Consider the following 19492-nt stretch of genomic DNA (forward strand, 5'->3'; position numbering starts at 1 on the left):
GCGGCGGGACGAGCTGCGGGGCAGGACAGGAAGGAAGCGTCGACGCTCGACTGAGGCCCAGAGAGGCGCTCCCTCCCCACGGGTCGATCGTGCTTCGACCACTTGCGGATTCGGGTTCCGTTACCTCGCACAGCATGCGCCTGCGCGGCCTGAACCGATAGGGGCAGTGCCCGATCAGCCGGGATCGGCGGTCAGGCGTTCCGTCGCTGCAGCGCTTCTGCAGCCTTGCCGAGCAGCCAGTTGACGGCCCAGCCCAGCACGCCGATGACCGGCAGTGCCAGGATCACGAGCGTCCAGAGGACCTTGACCACGAGCGTGCGCCGACGGTCACGCCAGACCTGCACGAGCGCGAGGACCTCGAGGGCCAGCATCAGCAGGAGCACAATCACGTGCGACTCGGACAGGTCCATGAACACAGTGCAATCCCTCCGTGGCGGCCGCTGCCGCGCAACGAACCGACAGTAGGGCCGACGCCGCCGCCCACGCCACCTCCCGTCCAGGTGTCACCGCGCCACCGTTCCCGCACCCGCAATGCCCCCGAACCCGCGAACGGGCACTCGTATTCCACCGGATGCATGCGAGTTGCGGCATGCGACCGCGAGCGGGCGAAAAGCCCGGGTCGCGGGGCGCGCAACCCCGGTATTTCGCCCGCTCGGCATCCAGCGCGCGCCGACCGGGCGAGCGAGCAGGCCGGCGCGCGGCGCGCGGCGACCGGGCAGGCAGGCAGCCGCCCGCGGGCGGGACCGACGCACGAGGCACGACCGCGGGCCGACGGGAGGCGCGGGGCGGGCCCGCACCGGGCCTCCCGTCCGTCAGCGGCGACCGTCTAGGGCCGCGCGCCCTCCTGCGGGACCGCCTGCGCGACCGGCAGGGAGTCGCTCGTCGTGCGGAGCGACTCCTGCCGGATCTCGAGCTGCGTCACGGCGAGGGCGGCCAGGTCGTGCAGGTTGGCGAGGTCGGCCTCGGTCGCCTGCCGCGGCTTCGTGTCGAGCACCGCGAGGGTGCCGATCGGGACACCGTCGTGCCGCACGAGCGGCACGCTCACGTAGAACCGGATGCCGAGCGCGCCGGTGACGAGCGGGCTGTGCTGCATGTCGGGGTGGATCGACCCGTCCGGGATGACGACGGGGACCGCGACGGGCGCGAAGCCGTTGCCGAAGTTGATGTTGCGCGCTGCTTCGTCGACGCCCTCGGCGATGTACGACTGCGACCAGGCGCGGTCCTCGTCGAGCACCTCGACCAGGGCGATGGGCGCGTCGAACAGGCGGGCGGCCATCGCGGTGGTGCGGTGCAGGGCCTCGTCGGGCAGGGTGTCGAGCGTCGCCGGGCGGGCTGTGTCGGCGTCGGCTCGCGGCGCACCGGCAGCGGCGGTCGGAGCCGCGGCCGTGGTGTCCACGACGTGGTCGGTGCCGGCGGTCTCGGTCATGACGACGTCGCGCAGCATCGTGACCAGCTCGGCGCCGGCGGGGCGTGCGGCCGGGTCCTGCGCGGTCATCGCGCGGAGCAGTTGCTTCCAGTGCTCGGGCAGTGGCTCGGGCACGACCGGGTCGCGGGACAGCCGGGCGACCGCGGACTCGACGAGCGAGCCGGGGAACTCGCGGCGGCGGGTGAAGCACTGCAACAGCACGAGGCCGAGCGAGTAGACGTCGCTCGGGCTCCCGACGTCGCCGCCGCGGGCCTGCTCGGGGCTGAGGTAGGCGGCGGTGCCGGTGGTGACGCCGTCGGCGGTCATGCGTTCGACGCCCGCGGCGAGCGCGATGCCGAAGTCGGTGAGCCGCGCGCGGGCGCGGTCGGAGTCGTGGCCGTAGTCGACGAGCAGGATGTTCGACGGCTTGATGTCGCGGTGCACGACGCCGTGGCTGTGGATGTAGTGCAGCGCCTCGGCCATGTCGTAGCCGATCTCGGCGATGTGGCGGGAGGCGAGCGGGCCGACGGCGAGGCGTTCCTCGAGGTCCTGGCCGACGACCAGCGCCATCACGAGGTACCGCTGGTGGGTGCCGTCGTGGCCGGTGACGACGCCGGTGTCGAGCAGGCTGACGAGGTTGTGGTGCTCGAGCGAGGCGAGCACGCCGAGTTCGGCCTCTTGCCGGGCGATGTCGACCGTGCCGGCGTGGAACACCTTGACGGCGACGGGGCGGTGCAGGCTCTCGTCGATGCCGCGGTACACGACGGACATGCCGCCCTGGCCGATGGCGTGTTCGAGTCGGTAGCGCCCGTCGAGCAGTGGGGCCGCGGACTGGGGGTCCTCGGTCGGACTCATCGAACCTCGTTCTCGGTGCGGGCAGGCGTCGGTGCATCCTCCCATCCCGACGGGGATCGTGGGGGCCCGCGGCGTTCTCCGGATGGACGGCGCCGGCGTGCGCGGCACGTCAGACCGTCACCGCCGGTGCGTCGCCACCGTGCTCACCCGCAGGTCCTCGAACGTGCTCGTGAACCCGGCACCGCCGAGCGAGATGAGCCCGATCCTCGGCGCGCTCCCGAGGTCCGCCGTCCAGGTCCCACCTCGGACGAAGTGCCGCCCGTCGACGCTCGTGGACGCCGTGTACCGGTGCTCTCCGCCGACCACCCGGTGCACGATCCGGAGCGTGGTGGTGTCCCCGACCGGTCCGACGACCGTGTTGCCGTAGCTCGGCGACCCAGCCGGTTGCCCGGACACCTGCTTGCCGAACTCCGTCTGCCGGGTGTTGAAGATCGAGTTCGACGTCAGCCGGACGTAGTTCCCGTCGTCGCCCCACACGATCAGTCCGCCCTGCACGTAGTTCACCCCGTCGCCGGTGGCGGGGGTGTCAACCGCGACGGTCGTCTGCAGCACGTAGTCGCCTCGCGGCGCCGGTTCGGACAGGACCGAGGCGAGTGGCGTCGCCGGTGGGTGGATGTCGGCGTCCTGTGTCTGCCAGCGGAACGTGCCGCCGCCGACGGTCCAGGTCGAGCGGTCGGGTTCGCGGGTCCAGCGGAGCGCCGCGGGGAGCGTGGTCCCGTCGAACGACGTCGACAGCGCGCGGATGGTCCGTCCGGGAACGTCGACGGGTGCGGTGGTCGCCCGGTAGGTCGCACGCTGCCCCGGTTGTGCGACCGGCCCCGGCTGCACCGTGTCGGACGGCCCCGCTCCGCCCCGCACGACGGGCCAGCCGTTCCGCCAGTCGAGCGGGTCGATGAGCGCCGGCCGCTTCGTGTACGTCGGCTGCCCGGTGTAGTACGGGTCGCCACGGTCGACCGCGTGGGAGATGATCCAGTCCTGGCCGGCGAGGTCGGTGACCACGGTGTTGTGCCCGGTGCCGACCCAGCGGTTGCCGTTCTGCGCGAGGAGGGGTGTCCCGCCGACCCGGGTGCTCGTGATCGCGACACCGTCCTGGTCGGTGAAGGGTCCGAGGGGGCTGCGCGACCGGGCGACGAAGACGCCGTACCCGGTCAGGGCGCCGTTGCAGCAGTTCGTGGCGGAGCCCGTGAAGTACCACCAGCCGTCGTGGCGCATCAAGTACGCGCCCTCGTACCGGTTGTCGATCGCGATCTGCCGCTCGCTCGCGGGGTCGGAGCGGAGTCCGTCGGCGCTGAGCGTGCGGACGTTGACGCCGCCGAAGTAGCTGCCGAAGTACAGGTACGTGGTGCCCTTGTCGGTGATGACCTCGGGGTCGAACGCCCAGCGCGCCCCGGTGCCGTTCGCGGCGGTCTGCGGTGCCACGACCGGGCCGCCGGAGTCCTTCCACGGACCGGTCGGACTCGAGCTCGTCGCGACGCCGACCGCGGATCCCCCGCCGGTCGGTGCCGATGCCGAGGGCGTGTCGGACGCGGCGTAGTACAGGTACCAGGTGCCCGCGCGACCACGGTCGCCGGCCCGGTACACGACGTCCGGCGCCCAGATCCCGTTGGCGGACCCCACCCACGCCGGTCGCGTCGGGAACGCGTCGTTCACGTACGTCCAGTGCGTCAGGTCCGTCGACCGGTAGGTCGGCACACCGTGCTGCACGAGCGACCCGTCGGCGTTCTGCTCCGTCGCCGTCAACGCGTCGGTCGTGCAGTACAGGTACCAGTTGCGGTCGCGCCCGACGCCGCGGATCGCGGTCGGGTCGGCGCAGCTCGCCGCCGTCTCGCCGTCGGGCAGGCTGAGCGCGACCGGGTTCCGGTGGGTCGGCGCAGCCGCGCCGTGTCCCGAGCCGCTGTGTCCGGTGGTCCGGTCCGCCACGGGCGTGGACGCTGCGGCGGGGCCGACCGGGAGGCCCGTGGCCGCGACCGCCGTGAGCGTCACGACGGCGAGGATGGTTGCGACTGTTCGGCGCACGGGGTCCTGCTCTCATCGTCGAGGAAGGGCTGCGTGCGCGAGCGTACGCTCGCGGGCAGCGGACCGGGCCGGTTCCGTCCGGTTCCGCGCGACGAAGGAGTCTGCGATGCCCGCGAGGTTCGTGTACTGGATGAACGTGTCGATCGACGGCTTCGTCGAGCGCGACGCCGGAGAACTCGGCGACGTCGAGGGGCCCGAGTGGATGCGGATCGACGAGCCGCTGCACCGCGAGTTCAACGCCCGCGCCGCCGCGATGACCCTGTCCGTCGAGGGGCGGGTCGTCCGCGACATGATGGACCCGTTCTGGCCGGACGCCCGCACCGACGAGTCGATGCCGGCGTTCATGCGCGAGTACGGCGAGGTCTGGACCGACCAGCCGAAGGTCCTGGTATCGCGCACCCGGACCAGCGCCGACCACAACACCCGGGTCATCGGAGGCGACGACGCCATCGCGCAGCTCGCCGTCCTGCGCGAGGAGTCCGAGGGCGACATCGGTGTCGGCGGCCCGAACCTCGCGACGCAGTTGCTCGACGCGGGGCTGCTCGACGAGCTCTTGCTCTACACGCACCCCGCGGTGCTCGGCGCCGGTCGGCCGCTGTTCGACCCGCCGGTGACGGGCGTGCGATCGCCGGTGCTGCTGGACCTGCTCGAGCAGCGGGAGTACCACAACGGGGTCACGCTGCACCGCTACCAGGTGCTGCGGTAGTCACTCTCCCGAGGGGCCCGGACCGAAGATGACGAGTCGCCAGGCGCTCGGCCGGTCGCTGTCGAAGTCGTTGAACGCGACGCTGTCGACGTCCTTGCTCGATGACAGTTCGATCTGGTGCGGGCTGTCGCGGCAGTCCATCGGATCGAGTTCGATGCTCTGCGATCCGCCCGGCAGCACCGTCCGCACGATGCCACGCATGTGCCCGTTGCCGTAGCAGGAGAACTCGAGGTGGTCGATCGTCCGGGAGTCCGGGAACTGCACGCGGACGCCGGGCTCGAGATGGGCGGGGTCCTCGTCGCCGGGGGTCGTGTCGGCGCTCAGCACGCCGAGGACCGCGTCCTCGGTCTCGGTCGTCGCCTCCTGCTGCGTCTTCCACTTGGCGAGGGCCTGCTCGTCGACGGGCGGCGCCGACGTGCAGCCGGCGAGCAGGGCCACGACGGCGAGCGCCGGCAGGACCAGGGCGGGAAGGTGTCGCACGCCGTGAGCCTAGCGACGCCGCGGGGCCACTCGTCGCACGGGCAGTCGATGCGTGTGCAACGAGCGACGTCCCACCTGTCGATCGACAGGTGGGACGTCGCAGGACGCGTGCGCAGTCGGTCGGGTCAGACGTCGCGTCGACGCGCGACCGTCAGCGCGAGTGCACCCACGACGAGCACCTCGGCCGCCAAGACACCGAAGCCGCCCCAGCCGTTCAGGACGATGTCGTCCTGACTGGCTTCCTGGCCGTCGTAGGAGTACGCGAAGAGCTGGCTGCCGGCCTGGTCGGGCAGGAACTTCATGATGTTGACCGGCCACTCGAGGTTCATCAGCCCCGCCATCAGCGACAGGACCACCGGCAGCACCAGCAGGATCCCGAGCGTGATCGCGATGCCGCCGGCGCTCGACCGGACCAGCAGGCCGATCCCGTACGCGAGCAGCGCGAGCAGCGTCAGGTAGACGGACGACCCGAGGATCGGCAGGAACACCGACGGGTTGCCGATCTCCGGCTCCACCCCGTTGCCGGCCAGCAGCGGCAGGGAGATGAGTACACCGATCCAGGTCGCGACGGCACTGACGACGAACGTCGTGACCGCCAGGACCACGGCCTTCGCGAGGATCACACCGGTGCGCCGGGGGTCGGCCGTGAACGTCGAGCGGACCTGACCGGTGCCGTACTCGCCGGTGATGATGAGCACGCCGAGCACACCCACGACGAGCGACGAGAGCAGGACGCCCACGGTGTTGACGTTCACGAGGGTGCCGTTGGCGATGTCCGTCGGCATCTGGTCGCCACCACTGTTGGTGTTCGCACCGACGAGTGCGGCCATGCCGATCGTCACGAGCACCAGGATCGCATAGCACCAGAACGTGGACCGGATGCTGCGCAGCTTGATCCACTCGCTCCGCACCAGGTGCGGGAACGACAGACGGGTCGCGCCGTGCATGCGGGTCGACGGCGTGGTGGGCGAGGTGGTGGCGCTCATCGAGTGCCCTCCGATCGGTACTCGACGTCGTCGCGGGTGAGGGCCATGTAGGCCTCCTCCAGGCTCGCGCCGGTCGGGGTGAGTTCGTGCAGTGCGACGCCGGCCTGGGCGGCGATGTTGCCGACCGTCGGTGCGTCGGGACCGACGACCAGGAAGGTGCCGTCTTCGCGCGGGGTGACCGTCGCGTTCGGGCCGATGGCCTGGAACAGCTGGTCGGGCGACGGCGTCCGGACGATGACCCGGCTGCCACCGCCAGCGGCGCCCGGTGCGGCTCCCCCACCGGCGACGAACTCGGCGATCGGGGCGTCGGCCAGGACCTTGCCGCGGCCGAGCACGACCACGCGGTCGGCGGTCTGCGCCATCTCGCTCATCAGGTGGCTGGACAGGAACACGGTGCGACCGTCGGCGGCCATGCGTCGGGCGAGCTGCCTGACCCACAGGACGCCGTCGGGGTCGAGACCGTTGACGGGCTCGTCGAGGATCAGGGTCTTCGGATCGCCGAGCAGTGCGGCAGCGATTCCCAGGCGCTGCCCCATGCCGAGCGAGAACCCGCCGACGCGCTTCTTCGCGACCGACTCGAGGCCGGTCATGTCGATGACCTCGTGCACGCGGGCCTTCGGGATGCCGTGGGTCGCCGCGAGCGAGAGCAGGTGGTTGTAGGCGCTGCGGCCCGAGTGGACCGCCTTCGCCTCGAGCAGGGCGCCGACCTGTCGGAGCGGGTCGCGGAACGTCGTGTACGGCTGGCCGTTCACCGTCGCGCTCCCCGCGGTGGGCCGGTCGAGGCCCATGATCATGCGCATCGTGGTGGACTTCCCGGCGCCGTTCGGCCCCAGGAAGCCGGTCACACTGCCGGGTCGGACGACGAACGAGACGTCGTCCACGGCGGTCTTCGGACCGTACTGTTTGGTGAGGTGGCTGACTTCGATCACGGCGGCCACGCTATTGCAGCGGTGTCCGGCGGCGCGTCCGTCGGAAGGGGGATATGTCAGGTGCCTGGGGTTAACCCGCTCGGCGTAGCCTGTCGCCGTGAAGCAGGCACACGACGACGGACCGTTCTTCCACGGCACCAAGGCCGACCTCGTGCCGGGCGACCTGCTCACCGCGGGCTTCCGGTCGAACTACCGCCCCGAGGTGGTCATGAACCACGTCTACTTCACGGCGGTCTCCGACGGCGCCGGGCTCGCGGCCGAGCTCGCCGCCGGTGACGCCGAACCGCGGGTCTACGAGGTCGCGCCGACCGGTCCGTACGAGGACGACCCCAACGTCACCGACAAGAAGTTCCCCGGCAACCCGACCCGGTCCTACCGCAGCACCGAACCGGTGCGGATCGTCCGCGAGGTCACCGACTGGCCCCGACTCACGCCCGACGCGCTGCGCCTCTGGCACGAGCGCCTGGCCGCACTGCGCGCGGACGAGCGCGGCGAGATCATCAACTGAGCCGGCTGGCGGACGGGAGGCGCGGGGCGGGGCCGCCACGGGCCTCCCGTCCGCTTCGCCCTGGTCTCAGTGCCCCGAACGCGCCCTGCGGACGTCAGCGGCTCAGCGCGTCGCTCGTCGTGACGGTCGCGAAGCTGCCGTCGAGCGCCGCCATGAAGGCGGCGTGGACGCTCGCGCCCGGGACGGTGACGCCCCCGGAGGTCAGGTCCGGCGCGGCGCACGCGTCGGCGACGACCGTCGCGGTGAAGCCGAGTTCGTGCGCGGCCCGGGTCGTCGAGTCGATGCACATACTGCTCATCATCCCGACGATCGTGACCTCGTCGACTCCGGCGTCGGTCAGCAGTTCCTGGAGTCCGGTGCCGATGAAGCTGTTCGGCTCGTGCTTCTCGAGGACCGGCTCGCCATCGACGGGCGCGACCGACGGGTGGAAGTCGAGGCCCGGCGTGCCCGGCACGAAGAACGTGGCGTCGGGGTCGGTGGACACGTGGAAGACGTGCACCACGAGGTCGCCGGCGGTGCGGAAGGAGTCGAGCACGGTGCGGGCCGCGGCGGCAGCGGCCTCGGGTTCGACGAGGGGGAAGGCCCCGCCCGGGAAGTAGTCCAGCTGGATGTCGACGAGGAGCAGCGCGCGGGTCATCGGTTCAGTATGGCGGGCGGCGGGCTTCAGGCCGGGCCGTGTCCGGGCTGTTCGTCGCCGGGATCGCGGGCGAAGGCGAGGCTCTCCGCGATGATCGAGAGCACGACGTCCACCTCGTGGTCGTCGCGCGGCCCGTAGACGAGGAACTCGGTGCCGTGGTCCTCGTACTGGTGCGGGGTCGCCCACCCGAGAGCGGTGAGCTCGACGCCGCGCGCCGCCGGCAGGCACAGGTGCACCGAGGTGTCATCGACACCGTGCAGGTGCACGGGTTCGAGGCGCCCATCGGGAGCGAGCGACGTCCACGGCACGACGTGGTCGGCACGGTCGCGGAGGAACAGTGCGCGCGACGACGCCGGCGAGACCTGACTGTGCCCCTCGACCACGTCCGGTAGTGCCAGTGCGTCCGCGACGAGTCGTCCCCACCGCTCCGGGGTCGCGCGGTCAGTGAGCTGACGCTGTGGCCCGTCGTCGGACACGGACGGGCGGACACCGGGGCGAGGTGTGGAGATCACCGTTCGACGCTACCGGCGCGCTCCGCCGCCGCGGGTCACGGTTTCGCGCCGTTGCCGAACGCGCCGTGCAGGGTCGTGTCCGCGAAGGCCGTCGTGTCGATCACGGCGCGGACGCCATCGAGGACGCCCTGGTCGTCCGAGTCCACGCCGATGACGAGCGAGCCGTAGTCGACGCGCATCGTGTACGGGATCGAGGCCTCGAGCCCGGTCACGTGCGGGGTCGCGGCGAGGGTCGCCAGACCCTGCGCCACCGCAGTGGACGTCGAGATCGGGATCTGCTGGTCGAACGTGCCGTTGTAGTGGACGGTGCTGGCGATGTGCCCCTCGTCCGCCGGCACGGTCAGCGTCAGGGAGACGCCGGTCCACGCCAGTTCGGTGGCCATCGTCGTCGGGACGGCTCCGGCCTCGGACGGGGTCGCGTCGGGGTCCATCGTGACCGTGAACCGCGACGCGAAGTGGTTCGACGTGACCCACCGGGTGGAGCAGGTCGGGTCCGGGGCGGAGCTGGGGGTGTTCGTGGTCGTCTGCGTCGCCTCGGCGACGGCCGGGAGCGCACGGACCTGTCGGAGGGCGGTGCGCACCTGGCTCGCAACGGCGGGGTCGAGTGTCGGCGCCGGGGTCGGGTCCGGTGTCGCATTCGCTGCGTCCGGCGCCGGCGCCTCCGAGCTCGGGCAAACCGCCGTCTCGGTGCCGCTCCATCCGCCAGACGACCCCAGTGCGTTCCGGGCCAGGCCCTCCGCGGCCGAGCACGCCGTGAGCGGTACGGTGCAGGCGAGGGCGACGAGGAGTCCGATGACGAGACGAGAGCGCACCGACCCAGTCTCGCTGCCGCGTGCTGCACGCTGGAGCCGGATCCGTGCGCTGTGTCCCGAGTGCTACCCGGTCGCCCTCCTCAGTTCGACTGGTCGTCCAGGTCGAGCGACGTGGTCAGTTCCGGGAACGCCCGCGCCTGCTCGATGAGCTGCTGCGCCTTCCGCACGACCCCCTCGACGCTGTCGGCACCGGCGACGAGGCGCACCGGTGGTGCGGACATCTCGGTCAGGGCGAGGAGCGTCCGGGCGAGCTTCGCCGGGTCGCCGCTCTGCTTGCCCTCCATGCCGCGGAAGAACTCCTTGGTCTGGTCCGACGAGGACCGGTAGTCGTCGAGGTGGACGTCGCCCCAGAACGTGGAGCTGCCCTCCGCGAGCAGGTCGGTCCGGAAGAAGCCGGGCTCGACGACCGTGGTGTGGATGCCGAACGGCAGGACCTCGTCGTGCAGCGCTTCCATCCACCCCTCGAGCGCGAACTTCGACGCGGCGTACGCGCTCCCACCGGCTCCGGCGACGATGCCGGCGGTCGAGCTGATGCTGATGACCCGACCGGAGCCCTGCGCGCGCATGACGGGGAGCACCGCGCGGGTGACGTTCATCGCACCGAAGAAGTTCGTCTCCATCTGCGCGCGGAACTGCTCCGCGGAGACCTCTTCGAAGAACCCGCCCTGGAAGCTCCCGGCGTTGTTCACCAGGACGTCGATGTGGCCGAACCGCTCGATCGCTGCCTCGACCGCGCTCCGGACGGTGCGCTCGTCCGTGACGTCCAACGCGACGGCGAACAGCTCGTCGTGCTGGCCGACCGCTGCGACGACACGTTCCGGGTCCCGCCCGGTCGCGACGACGTGGTGTCCGGCGTCCAGGGCGGCGCGCGCGAACTCGGTGCCCATGCCGCGGCTGGTCCCGGTGATGAAGAAGGTCTGGGGTTCGGTCATGCCCCCAGCGAAGACCACTTCCGCGCAGCGAGTGAGGCTCTGCCGAAACGGGGTCGAGCAGAACCTCCCTCCCGACGCTCGAGCCGCCCTACCGTCAGGGACATGGACCCCCTCGTGACCACGACCCCGTCGACTCCGTCGACCACTCCGGTTGCCGACGACCGGCTGCCGTGGTTCCCGCTCGCACTGCTCGCGGCGATCGGGTTTGTGCTCGTCGCCATGGAGACCATGCCCGCGGGCCTCCTGCCGGTCATCGCGGACGGCATGGGGACGTCCGAGGGCACGGTCGGACTGTTCGTCAGCGCCTACGCGATCGGCACGGTCATCGCCACGGTGCCGGCGATCGCCCTCACGCGGGGCCTGCGCCGCAAGCCGTTGATCATGACGGCCATCGCCGTGCTGATCATCGCGAACACCGTCACCGCGTTCGCCCCGAACGTGACCATCGCGCTCGTCACGCGGTTCGTCGCCGGCGCCGCTTCCGGGATCATCTGGGGCATGTTCGCCACCTACGCGCGGCGCATCAGTCCCGCCCGGTTCGCGGGCGTCTCCCTCGCCATCGTCTCCACCGGTGCGCCCGTCGGCTTCGCGCTGGGCACGCCGCTCGGGTCGTTCATCGGCACCGCCCTGGACTGGCGCTGGTCGTTCATCGGCCTCAGCCTCGTCGGGGTCGTCATCCTCGGGTTGATCGCCGTGTTCGTGCCGGACGCACCCGGCCAGACCGGCACTGCGAAGCTCTCCGTGGTCAAGGTGTTCCGCATCCGTGGGATCGCGATCATCCTCGCCGTCATCGCCGCTTGGATGGTCGCGCACAACACGATCTACACCTACATCTCCCCGTACCTGCGGGTGACCGGCACCGACCTCAGCGCCGGGCTCGTCCTCCTCGTCTACGGCATCGCGGCGATCCTCGGCGTCGTGATCACGGGCGCGCTCCTCGACCGGCATCCCCGGCCCCTGCTGCACCTGAGCGTCGGACTGTTCGTCGTCACCGGGGTCGTCCTGCTCGTCGGCCACTCGTCGCCGGTCGCCGTCCTCGTCGCCGCCGTCCTGTGGGGTGTCAGCTTCGGAGGCGCCTCGACGCAGCTGCAGGCGGCGCTCACCACGGCAGGTGGGGAGAACGCCGACGTCGCCAGCGCCTTCCTGCCCGTCGCGTTCAACATCGCGATCTTCGTCGCCGGGATCTTCGGAGCCGCGCTGTTGACCGTGTTCGACGGACTGGTCCTGGCCGTGGTGATGATCGTGTTCGGGGCGATCGCGGCGCTGCTCACGCTGGTCGGCCGGCGGTCGGCGTTCCCCGCGCGGCTCTAGGCGACGGACGGCGGACGAGGCCGCCGACACCGCCACGGTTCAACCGTTGACGAGGTCCCCGCCCCACGTCAGGTCGCTGTCCTCGTCGACCGGGAAGGCCTCGAACCGGTCGTCGGCAAGGACCGCGTCGACCAGGGCACGTGACCCGGCGACGATCGTCGAGTCCCAGTCGATCTCCGACGCGAGCACCCAGGAGTGGTCTTCCGGCCAGAGCATCTGCGGGGTGTGGGCGAGGTCGACGACCGTCCCGATCCGAGCGCGGTCGAGCCACGTCGGGTCGGCGAGCTGCGGCAGGGTCACCGAGAGGAGGAAGCACTCGCGGTGCGGCGACGGGAAGAGCTCGACGGCGAGGGCGGCGCGGATCGCCGCCTGATCTCCGTCGTGCACTGCTTGCTGCTCGACGACGTACCGCTGCATCGACTCGATCTCCTCCGCAGTCGGCTCGTCCGGACCCTGCCAACCGACGGCGAGCGTCGAACCGCCGCTCAGATCACCCCACCCGCCCCAGACCGCTGCGACCAGATCGTCCGGGGTCGACGTGGCCTCGGCCAGGTGCTCGGTGAGCGCAGCAAGCAGGATCGGCTCGAACCAGCCTTCCTCGGGCGGGTGGACGCGCCATCCGTCCTCGAACACCAGGTCGGACTCGTCGGTCCGGCCGGTCAGGCTCCGCCACTGGACGAGTGGGTGCGCGATGCCGCCCGTTCGCGACGCGACGTCGGACCACCGACCAGGCGGACTCGAGGACGGGGTGGTCGTCCCATTCGTCCACGATCGAATGGTCCTCGCGGTCCGCCGACACCGGGTGGAGGATGCGCGCGTAGGCGTCGAAGCCGGTTCCGACTGTCCCGCCCACGGTGCCGAACGCCCCCGCGCGGGCGAGCAGCCAGGCGCCGCGGGACACGTCGGTGATCAGTTCCACGAGTCGACCCTAGACACCCACGCGATCGTGGGTCGACTGACGACTCGAGTTGCGGGACAGGGTGAAGCGCGCCAGACTCGTGGATAGTATTTGATAGTTGAAACTTCAGGAGATCGATGTCTGTTCGGCGGAGAATGAGGTCTGCCCTCGGGGTAGTGATCGGCGTCGCGCTCACCGTGTCAGCGCTGGGCGCCGCTGGGCCGGCGACCGCGGCGGAGAAACCGGGCGCACGGGACGCTCGAGCAGCGTGGGGCAGCTACCACAAGATCATCAGCAAGACGTCGACCGGAAGCCACGTAGGATCCCAGAAACTCGCATCGTGTGGATCACGAACCGCCGCGATGGACTGCTCACTCACTCGCGGAAGGACGGCCAACCGCACGATCGGACTCGACTTGGGCGCCTCTCGCGGCTGGGCTGCTGGCCAGTTGAAGATCAGCGCCTCGACCACCCAGAGCGTCTCGGTGACCTGCAGCAAGCGGAAGGTCCCCAAGGGCAAGCAACTCGTCGCGTACCCGGTCGGCGTTCGCTACAAGTACAAGATCCAGAAGCACATCACCGGCGCTGGCAAGGACTACGTGTCGGGCACGTCGAAGTGGCTGTACGCGTTCAATCCTGGCAGCGCACGCGTCTCCTGCGACATCAGGAGCTTCTAGCTGAAGGAGGACGCATGCGCATCACTCTCGTTTCCGTTGCGATCGTGACCACACTGCTCGGGTTGTCAGGGTGCACTTCCGCTCCTGACGTCGCGACCACCGATCTCATCGGCAAGAGCGTCGCGCTGGCCACCGAGCAGGTCCCCTCGGGTCGGTCGTACGCATGGTACGACCTCACCGAGCAGATCCTCCACCGGGAAGGCGACTTGATCGGAGGGGCCGAACCGGATGGCGAAGGCGGCGTGATCGTCGCCGTGTGCGCGGACGCTGAGGCCATCGGACGCACCTCGAGCATCACCACTGGCGCCATCCCTGCCGGCGATTACCACGGACGGATCAAGCGCGAAGCCGAGGCGGGAGCCTTTGACGCACTCCTTCCGGAGTGTCAGCGTCAAGGCTGATCCCGTGCGACTCCGGCCGTCAGGGCCAACCCGGCAGTCAGGCCTCCATCGACGGCCTGGCTGGACGGCCAACGCGCAGCTCGGGGAACTGCTCGTCGCGCCACTCACCGTCGATCGGCGTGCCACTTGCGGCCGCACGCTCCTCGCGCTCCCTCAGCTCCACGCGCCGGATCTTGCCCGAGATGGTCTTCGGCAGCTCCGCGAACTCGACCCGACGCACGCGTGCGTACGCCGGGAGTGCGGTCCGCGCGTACGCGAGCACCTGTTCGGCGGTTTCCGCCGTCGCGTCGAACCCGGCGGCGAGCGACACGTACGCCTTGACGACGTTGAGCCGGGCGTCGTCCGGCGCGGGTACGACGGCGCTCTCTGCCACGGCGGGGTGCTGCAGCAGGGCACTCTCGACCTCGAACGGTGACACCTTGTAGTCGGACGACTTGAACACGTCGTCGGTCCGACCGATGAAGGTCAGCTCCCCGTCGGCGTCCCGCACCGCGATGTCGCCGGTGTGGAAGAAGCCGTCACGCATCGATGCCGCGGTCCGGTCGGGGTCACCGAGGTACTCGGCCATCAGGTTGACCGGTCGCTCGTCGAGGTCGAGGCAGACCTCGCCCTCGTCGCCGGGCTGCCCGGTGACCGGGTCGAGCAGCGTCACGGTCACACCGGGCAACGCGCGGCCCATCGCCCCCGGGGTCACAGCGCTGCCGGGGGCATTGCCGATGATCGCGGTGGTCTCGGTCTGCCCGTAGCCGTCGCGGATGGTCAGACCCCAAGCGCGTTCGACGCGGTCGATGACCTCGGGGTTCAGCGGTTCTCCGGCCGACACGACCTCGCGCAGTGCCCGAGGGCGCGCACCGAGATCGGACTGGAGCATCATCCGCCAGGCGGTGGGCGGTGCGCAGAACGTGCTCACCTCGGCGGACTCCAGCTGGGCGAGGAGCGCGGCCGGATCGAACCGCGGGGTGTCGTGGACGAAGACGGTCGCCTCGGCGATCCACGGCGCGAAGAAGCAGCTCCAGGCGTGCTTGCCCCAGCCCGGTGAGCTGATCGCCAGGTGCACGTCTCCGGGCCGCAGACCGAGCCAGTGCATCGTGCTGAGGTGTCCGACCGGGTACGACGTCTGGGTGTGCACGACCATCTTCGGCTTCGAGGTCGTGCCCGACGTGAAGTAGACGAGGCAGGGATCGGCGGTCTTGGTGACCACGACCGGTCGCGACTCCCCCGCGGGCGCTGGTTCGCCGAGATCCGACGGGTAGTCCGTCCACCCGTCCGCCGTGCCGCCGATCACCACGCGCGAGAATTCCCCGCGGACGTCGTCGTACTTCGCGGTCTCGCTGCGGTTCGTGACGACGTGTGCGACGGCTCCGCGGTCGACGCGGTCCTGCAGGTCGGCGGTGTCGAGCATCGTCGACGTCGGCAGGATCACCGCTCCGAGCTTGATCACCGCGAGCATCGTCTCCCACAGCTCGAGCTGGTTGCCGAGCATGACGAGCACGTGGTCGCCCTTCCGGACGCCGTGCTCGTGCAGGCGAACGGCCAAACGGTCGGACCGGGCGGCCATCTCCGCGTAGCTGAGCCGCTGTTCCGAGCCGGCCGCGTCGACGATCCAGAGCGCGATGCGGTCGTTCCCGGCCGCGATGACGTCGAACCAGTCGTCCGCCCAGTTGAAGGTGTCGCCGAGGTCCGGCCACCGGAAGGCGGCGCGGGCGGCATCGGCGGACTCTGCGGAGAGCAACTGGTCACGGGCAGCGCGGTACGCGGCGGTCACGTTCGGGTTGGGCACGGACCGATCATGCCGCATCCTTCTGGTCGCCGATCCTGAACAGCCGACGTGCGTTCCCCGACGTGAACGCGTCGCGGGCCGCGTCCGAGGGGAACTGCTGCAGGAACGTGTCGATCTCGGCGGCGGAGGGTCGCTGGAACGGGTGGTCGGTGGAGAACAGCAGCCGATCGGTCGTCGTGACGTCCAGCGCGTGCCGGAGCAGCGTGGGGCTGAGCATCCCTGAGCTGGTGATGTGGAGGTTCGAGCGGACGGTGTCGGACACCGTCCGCTCGAGTCCGGCGACCCGCGACAGGCTGTCCGCACGGTCGAGCCAGAACAGCAGCAGCTCGCCCCAGTGGCCGAGCACGACCTGCAGGTCCGGGTGCCGGTCGAAGGTGCCGCCGACGATCAGGCGCAGTGCCGCGCGTGCCGCCTCGAGGTGCCACCCCCACCCGAAGGTCGCCAATCCGAGCTCGACCATCGGGTCGAACCCCTCGTACGCCGCCTCGCGCAGGCGCTTCGACGGGATCTGCGGGTGGATGAAGACCGGCTGCCCGAGCGACGCCGCGACGGCGAAGAGGTCGTCGTACCGGCGGTCGTCGAGCTGCACCTCGCCCGTCCGCCCGTAGACCATCGCCCCCACGCAACCGAAGCCGGCAGTGCGCTCCAGCTCGGCGACGGCAGCGTCCGGGTCGGCCATCGGCAGGGTCGCGAACGCGCGGAACCGGTCCGGGTGGTCCGCGACCGCGGCGATCGCGATGTCGTTCGCCTGCCGACTCAGCGGGATCGCGTCCGCGGCATCGAGCGGCTGCGCTCCGGGCGGCGCAAGGGACAGCACCTGGACGTCGATCCCCTGCGCGTCCATCGCTGCGAGCCGGGCGTCACCGAGGTCACGGAGCAGCTCGCCGTTGTCGCCGAGTTCGTCCAGCGCCGTGCTCGGGTCGCGGCGGTCGTCGGGCAGGGCGTTGACGGCGTCCGTCAGGGCCGGGTGGTTCCAGTGCTCTTCGATCGCGATCAGGGTCATCGGGGTTCCTCCGTCTGGTCTCGCGCCAGTGCATTCACTCATCGGCGTTGAGTGAACCGTACACCTCGCTCAACGCCGTAGAGTCGGACGCATGACCGAGACCTCACGCGACGCGAAACGCGCACAGACCGCCGAGCGCATCCGCGCAGCCGCTCGGCGGCAGTTCGGTGCGAACGGGTACGAGGGCACGACGATCCGGAGCATCGCCGCAGCAGCGGGCATCGATCCGTCGCTCGTCATGCAGCACTTCGGGTCGAAGGCAGCGCTGTTCGCGACCGCCGTGCAGCTGCCGGCCACGTCGGACGGTGGGAGCGAGCGCGCGGCGGCCGACCACCTCCTCGACGTCCTGGGCATCCGGTTCGACGCGCTCCCCGCCGAGACGGCGGCGCTCGTCCGGTCGATGCTGACGGTGCCCGAGGCGGCGGACACCATGCGCGGCTACCTCGACGAGCGGGTCGAGAACCTGGCGCGCTCTCTCGACGGCGACGACGCCCGGCTGCGGGCGTTGATGACCGTGAGCGGCATCCTCGGCATCACGATCACGCAGCACTTCCTGCGCCTCAGCGCGTTCGAAGGCGCGTCACGTGACGACCTGCTCCGCGCGGCGCAGGGCTGGGTGGAGTCGCTCACGACGGAGGCCGGGGCATCCACTCGCTGAGCCGGGTCAGTCCAGACTGTTCAGCCACGTCTCGAGCCACGGCACGACGTCCGACAGGTCCGCCGTGTCGATCGCGGTCGATGCTGCCGCCCTGGCCGCTCCGGTCGCGTTGAGAGCCAGCGCCGCGGGGACCACCTCGAAGAGTGGGATGTCCGACCGACTGTCCCCGATCGCACAGCACCGCTCGATCGGCACACCACGGGCCAGCGCGTACCGGAGCGCACGGTCTCGCTTGTCGAACTCGTCGAAGTGCTCCGCCACCGCCCCGTCGTAGGTGCCACCCGTGACCCCGACCCGCGGTCCGCCGTGCGCGACGAACCCGAACCGCCGCGCGAGCGACCGAGTGACCGGCTGCCACGCGAGCGACGCCAGCACGGGGACGACCTGGTGCGTGCGGCACCACGCCACCACGAGCTCCACACCGGGGAGCACCGGTAGGTCGTCGAGCCAGCGGTCCACGGTCGTCGTCGATGCGCCGCGCCAGCCCGCGGCATCGATCTCGCTCACCTGTCGATTCGTGAGCGAGCCGTCGGCGTACCGACGCTCAGCCTCGTCCAGCGCGTCCTGGTGCCCGAATCGTTCCGCGAGATGACTGCTGCTCGAACCGGTCGACACGAGCGTCCCGTCGACGTCGAAGAAGACCATGCCGCGCACCGGCTCCGTCACTGCTCCCGATCCTCCGGCATCGCCGCGCGGATTGCTGCGATCGTGTCTGCGGTCTCGACGTGCAGGTGCGCCCGGATCCCGACCGCCCGCGCAGCCTCGATGTTCTCCGGTACGTCGTCGACGAAGAGGACATCCGCGGGCGCGGCAGCGAGCCGATCGAGCGTGATCCGGAAGGCCTCTGGCTCCGGCTTCGTGACCCCGATCTCGTGGCTGTAGCAGATCGGGTCGAACACGGCCGCGAACCCGAATCGTCGCTCCTCTTCCTGACGGGCGCCGTCACCGGAATTGGACAGGATCGCGAGCCCGACCGTCCCGCGCAGACCGGCGACGAAGTCGAAGAGCGGCTCGTTCAAGGAGCCGCAGTACGCGTCCCAGAAGTCGGCTCGCATCGACGCGAGCACCTCGGCCGAGGCGCCGAGAGCGGCGCCGATCTTCCCCCAGTACTCGTCGTCGACCCCGGTCCGTCGCGCGGCATCGGGCAGGTCGGCGTCCGACAACCGCGAGGAGAACTCCTCGTCCGTCATGCCGAACGCAGCCGCCCACCACGCGCGGAACTGCCCGGGCCATGCCGCGTCGTCGACCATCTCGAGCACGCCACCGACGTCGAGCAGCAGCCACCGCACCCCACCGCCGGTCATGCGGAGATCCCGTCGAGTCGACGGATCATCTCGAGCTCCCGCTCGTCGGGCGCGAGGACGTACGGCTCGGTCGCCCCGGTCAGCTCGTACCCACGTCGCGCGTAGAAGGCCTGCGCCCGGAGGTTGCGCTCGTGCACGTGGAGTCGGAGCGTGGCGCCGTGGCCGGAAGCCCACGACTCGATGGCGTCGAGCAACGCATCGGTCACGCCGGCCGCACGGCCGCGGTGCGACGGCGCGACGTACACGCCGACCAGCAATGGTCCGGTGGCGGCGTCCGGGATGAACGCCCCCATCGCACCGACCCAGCGGCCGTCGGCGTCGATCGCCACGAGCGAGGTTCCCCCGACGTCCTGACCGCGGCGACCCCGCGCACGCCACTCGGTCTCGTCGTGCTGCTCGGCGTCCGCCAGGTGCTCCGCGTAAGCCATCGGGGTGTCCTGGATCATCTCCAGGCGGAGCGCTCGGACGGCTTCCCAGTCAGCCTCGGTCGTCGTTCGGATCGTTATCCCCTGCATGGACCGAGCGTAGGACAGACAGCCGTCGGCGAAACTCGTCCAAACGGATTCCAATCGACTTGGGGCAGGGCGCCGAATCACCTGCACAGACCGGGAAACACCCGGAGCGCTCACCAGCCGCACATTGCTGGTTCTCCACCCTGCACCAGGGTGTGTTCGGCGCGCAC

General features: G+C 70.7%; 22 protein-coding genes. 6 read left to right on the top strand and 16 right to left on the bottom strand.

Annotation, left to right across the window (positions count from 1 at the left end):
* Positions 1-191: 191 nt before the first annotated feature.
* The 3 genes from ACIPV1_RS18760 to ACIPV1_RS18770 form a co-directional block, all read right to left on the bottom strand.
* A complete protein-coding gene (locus ACIPV1_RS18760) occupies positions 192-410 on the bottom strand; it encodes a PLDc N-terminal domain-containing protein (protein ID WP_123294949.1) in 219 nt (72 codons plus the stop codon).
* Positions 411-826: 416 nt separating this feature from the next.
* Entirely contained in the window at positions 827-2260 is a 1434-nt protein-coding gene (locus ACIPV1_RS18765) for a GAF domain-containing serine/threonine-protein kinase (protein WP_194673362.1), read from the bottom strand.
* A gap of 117 nt (positions 2261-2377) precedes the next feature.
* On the bottom strand, positions 2378-4276 hold the full coding sequence (locus ACIPV1_RS18770; RefSeq protein WP_123936767.1) for a family 43 glycosylhydrolase: 1899 nt from the start codon (positions 4274-4276) through the stop codon (positions 2378-2380).
* A 106-nt stretch (positions 4277-4382) separates the two neighbouring features.
* Between ACIPV1_RS18770 and ACIPV1_RS18775 the strand changes: the two genes are divergently transcribed.
* Positions 4383-4982 (top strand): dihydrofolate reductase family protein, encoded by a 600-nt coding sequence (locus ACIPV1_RS18775; RefSeq protein WP_123936766.1) that lies wholly within the window; start codon positions 4383-4385, stop codon positions 4980-4982.
* Here ACIPV1_RS18775 and ACIPV1_RS18780 read toward each other — a convergent pair whose 3' ends face one another.
* From ACIPV1_RS18780 to ACIPV1_RS18790, 3 genes are all read right to left on the bottom strand, one after another.
* Positions 4983-5462 carry a hypothetical protein gene (locus ACIPV1_RS18780; protein ID WP_123936765.1) on the bottom strand — a complete coding sequence of 160 codons (480 nt, stop codon included), beginning with the start codon at positions 5460-5462 and terminating at the stop codon, positions 4983-4985.
* A gap of 125 nt (positions 5463-5587) precedes the next feature.
* Positions 5588-6448, bottom strand: a complete 861-nt coding sequence (locus ACIPV1_RS18785) for an ABC transporter permease (RefSeq protein WP_111086514.1) — start codon at positions 6446-6448, stop codon at positions 5588-5590.
* Positions 6445-7377: an ABC transporter ATP-binding protein gene (locus ACIPV1_RS18790; protein WP_123314435.1), complete on the bottom strand. Its 933-nt coding sequence runs from the start codon at positions 7375-7377 to the stop codon at positions 6445-6447. Before ACIPV1_RS18790 ends, ACIPV1_RS18785 begins: the two co-directional genes overlap by 4 nt.
* 97 nt (positions 7378-7474) lie before the next feature.
* On the opposite strand from ACIPV1_RS18790, the gene arr reads away from it, so the two are divergent.
* Positions 7475-7885, top strand: a complete 411-nt coding sequence (arr, locus tag ACIPV1_RS18795; RefSeq protein ID WP_123936763.1) for an NAD(+)--rifampin ADP-ribosyltransferase — start codon at positions 7475-7477, stop codon at positions 7883-7885.
* Between the two features lie 94 nt (positions 7886-7979).
* Here the strand turns inward: arr and ACIPV1_RS18800 are convergent, their stop codons facing one another.
* The 4 genes from ACIPV1_RS18800 to ACIPV1_RS18815 form a co-directional block, all read right to left on the bottom strand.
* The gene (locus ACIPV1_RS18800; RefSeq protein ID WP_123936762.1) at positions 7980-8522 is read right to left on the bottom strand and encodes a cysteine hydrolase family protein; all 543 of its coding nucleotides are present in this window, start codon (positions 8520-8522) and stop codon (positions 7980-7982) included.
* 26 nt (positions 8523-8548) lie between these two features.
* Positions 8549-9034 (bottom strand): luciferase family protein, encoded by a 486-nt coding sequence (locus ACIPV1_RS18805; protein WP_243650159.1) that lies wholly within the window; start codon positions 9032-9034, stop codon positions 8549-8551.
* A gap of 35 nt (positions 9035-9069) precedes the next feature.
* Positions 9070-9615 carry a hypothetical protein gene (locus ACIPV1_RS18810; RefSeq protein ID WP_402727033.1) on the bottom strand — a complete coding sequence of 182 codons (546 nt, stop codon included), beginning with the start codon at positions 9613-9615 and terminating at the stop codon, positions 9070-9072.
* A gap of 311 nt (positions 9616-9926) precedes the next feature.
* On the bottom strand, positions 9927-10778 hold the full coding sequence (locus ACIPV1_RS18815; RefSeq protein WP_123936761.1) for an SDR family NAD(P)-dependent oxidoreductase: 852 nt from the start codon (positions 10776-10778) through the stop codon (positions 9927-9929).
* A gap of 102 nt (positions 10779-10880) precedes the next feature.
* Here ACIPV1_RS18815 and ACIPV1_RS18820 point away from each other — a divergent pair, with 102 nt between their 5' ends.
* A complete protein-coding gene (locus tag ACIPV1_RS18820; protein WP_123936760.1) occupies positions 10881-12089 on the top strand; it encodes an MFS transporter in 1209 nt (402 codons plus the stop codon).
* Between the two features lie 39 nt (positions 12090-12128).
* Here the strand turns inward: ACIPV1_RS18820 and ACIPV1_RS18825 are convergent, their stop codons facing one another.
* A complete protein-coding gene (locus tag ACIPV1_RS18825) occupies positions 12129-12722 on the bottom strand; it encodes a hypothetical protein (RefSeq protein ID WP_123936759.1) in 594 nt (197 codons plus the stop codon).
* A 714-nt stretch (positions 12723-13436) separates the two neighbouring features.
* On the opposite strand from ACIPV1_RS18825, the gene ACIPV1_RS18830 reads away from it, so the two are divergent.
* Together ACIPV1_RS18830 and ACIPV1_RS18835 are read left to right on the top strand one after the other, a co-directional pair.
* Positions 13437-13664 carry a hypothetical protein gene (locus ACIPV1_RS18830; protein ID WP_402727034.1) on the top strand — a complete coding sequence of 76 codons (228 nt, stop codon included), beginning with the start codon at positions 13437-13439 and terminating at the stop codon, positions 13662-13664.
* A 14-nt stretch (positions 13665-13678) separates the two neighbouring features.
* Positions 13679-14065, top strand: a complete 387-nt coding sequence (locus tag ACIPV1_RS18835; RefSeq protein WP_123936757.1) for a hypothetical protein — start codon at positions 13679-13681, stop codon at positions 14063-14065.
* A gap of 37 nt (positions 14066-14102) precedes the next feature.
* Here ACIPV1_RS18835 and ACIPV1_RS18840 read toward each other — a convergent pair whose 3' ends face one another.
* Together ACIPV1_RS18840 and ACIPV1_RS18845 are read right to left on the bottom strand one after the other, a co-directional pair.
* Positions 14103-15863 carry an AMP-binding protein gene (locus ACIPV1_RS18840; RefSeq protein WP_123936756.1) on the bottom strand — a complete coding sequence of 587 codons (1761 nt, stop codon included), beginning with the start codon at positions 15861-15863 and terminating at the stop codon, positions 14103-14105.
* Positions 15853-16848 (bottom strand): amidohydrolase family protein, encoded by a 996-nt coding sequence (locus ACIPV1_RS18845; RefSeq protein WP_123936755.1) that lies wholly within the window; start codon positions 16846-16848, stop codon positions 15853-15855. Before ACIPV1_RS18845 ends, ACIPV1_RS18840 begins: the two co-directional genes overlap by 11 nt.
* Before the next feature lie 91 nt (positions 16849-16939).
* Between ACIPV1_RS18845 and ACIPV1_RS18850 the strand changes: the two genes are divergently transcribed.
* Complete coding sequence (locus ACIPV1_RS18850; protein WP_123936754.1) at positions 16940-17506, top strand: TetR/AcrR family transcriptional regulator; 567 nt, start codon at positions 16940-16942, stop codon at positions 17504-17506.
* A gap of 6 nt (positions 17507-17512) precedes the next feature.
* On the opposite strand, the gene ACIPV1_RS18855 is transcribed toward ACIPV1_RS18850, so the two are convergent.
* From ACIPV1_RS18855 to ACIPV1_RS18865, 3 genes are read right to left on the bottom strand one after another with little or no spacing between them, the layout of a single operon-like run.
* The gene (locus ACIPV1_RS18855; protein WP_243834110.1) at positions 17513-18172 is read right to left on the bottom strand and encodes an HAD family phosphatase; all 660 of its coding nucleotides are present in this window, start codon (positions 18170-18172) and stop codon (positions 17513-17515) included.
* Positions 18169-18810, bottom strand: a complete 642-nt coding sequence (locus tag ACIPV1_RS18860; RefSeq protein WP_123936753.1) for an HAD-IA family hydrolase — start codon at positions 18808-18810, stop codon at positions 18169-18171. Before ACIPV1_RS18860 ends, ACIPV1_RS18855 begins: the two co-directional genes overlap by 4 nt.
* Positions 18807-19325 (bottom strand): GNAT family N-acetyltransferase, encoded by a 519-nt coding sequence (locus tag ACIPV1_RS18865; protein ID WP_123936752.1) that lies wholly within the window; start codon positions 19323-19325, stop codon positions 18807-18809. Before ACIPV1_RS18865 ends, ACIPV1_RS18860 begins: the two co-directional genes overlap by 4 nt.
* Positions 19326-19492: the final 167 nt, after the last annotated feature.

The organism is Curtobacterium sp. NPDC089991 (assembly GCF_044748425.1).
In the GTDB taxonomy this organism is placed as follows: Bacteria; Actinomycetota; Actinomycetes; order Actinomycetales; family Microbacteriaceae; genus Curtobacterium.

Coding starts and splice junctions, on each gene's coding strand:
- ACIPV1_RS18850 (WP_123936754.1), top strand. CDS start 16,940: ATGACCGAGACCTCACGCGACGCGAAACGCGCACAGACCGCCGAGCGC.
- ACIPV1_RS18765 (WP_194673362.1), bottom strand. CDS start 2,260: ATGAGTCCGACCGAGGACCCCCAGTCCGCGGCCCCACTGCTCGACGGG.
- ACIPV1_RS18835 (WP_123936757.1), top strand. CDS start 13,679: ATGCGCATCACTCTCGTTTCCGTTGCGATCGTGACCACACTGCTCGGG.
- ACIPV1_RS18865 (WP_123936752.1), bottom strand. CDS start 19,325: ATGCAGGGGATAACGATCCGAACGACGACCGAGGCTGACTGGGAAGCC.
- ACIPV1_RS18845 (WP_123936755.1), bottom strand. CDS start 16,848: ATGACCCTGATCGCGATCGAAGAGCACTGGAACCACCCGGCCCTGACG.
- ACIPV1_RS18815 (WP_123936761.1), bottom strand. CDS start 10,778: ATGACCGAACCCCAGACCTTCTTCATCACCGGGACCAGCCGCGGCATG.
- ACIPV1_RS18860 (WP_123936753.1), bottom strand. CDS start 18,810: ATGACCGGCGGTGGGGTGCGGTGGCTGCTGCTCGACGTCGGTGGCGTG.
- ACIPV1_RS18820 (WP_123936760.1), top strand. CDS start 10,881: ATGGACCCCCTCGTGACCACGACCCCGTCGACTCCGTCGACCACTCCG.
- ACIPV1_RS18840 (WP_123936756.1), bottom strand. CDS start 15,863: ATGCGGCATGATCGGTCCGTGCCCAACCCGAACGTGACCGCCGCGTAC.
- ACIPV1_RS18785 (WP_111086514.1), bottom strand. CDS start 6,448: ATGAGCGCCACCACCTCGCCCACCACGCCGTCGACCCGCATGCACGGC.
- ACIPV1_RS18775 (WP_123936766.1), top strand. CDS start 4,383: ATGCCCGCGAGGTTCGTGTACTGGATGAACGTGTCGATCGACGGCTTC.
- ACIPV1_RS18760 (WP_123294949.1), bottom strand. CDS start 410: ATGGACCTGTCCGAGTCGCACGTGATTGTGCTCCTGCTGATGCTGGCC.
- ACIPV1_RS18800 (WP_123936762.1), bottom strand. CDS start 8,522: ATGACCCGCGCGCTGCTCCTCGTCGACATCCAGCTGGACTACTTCCCG.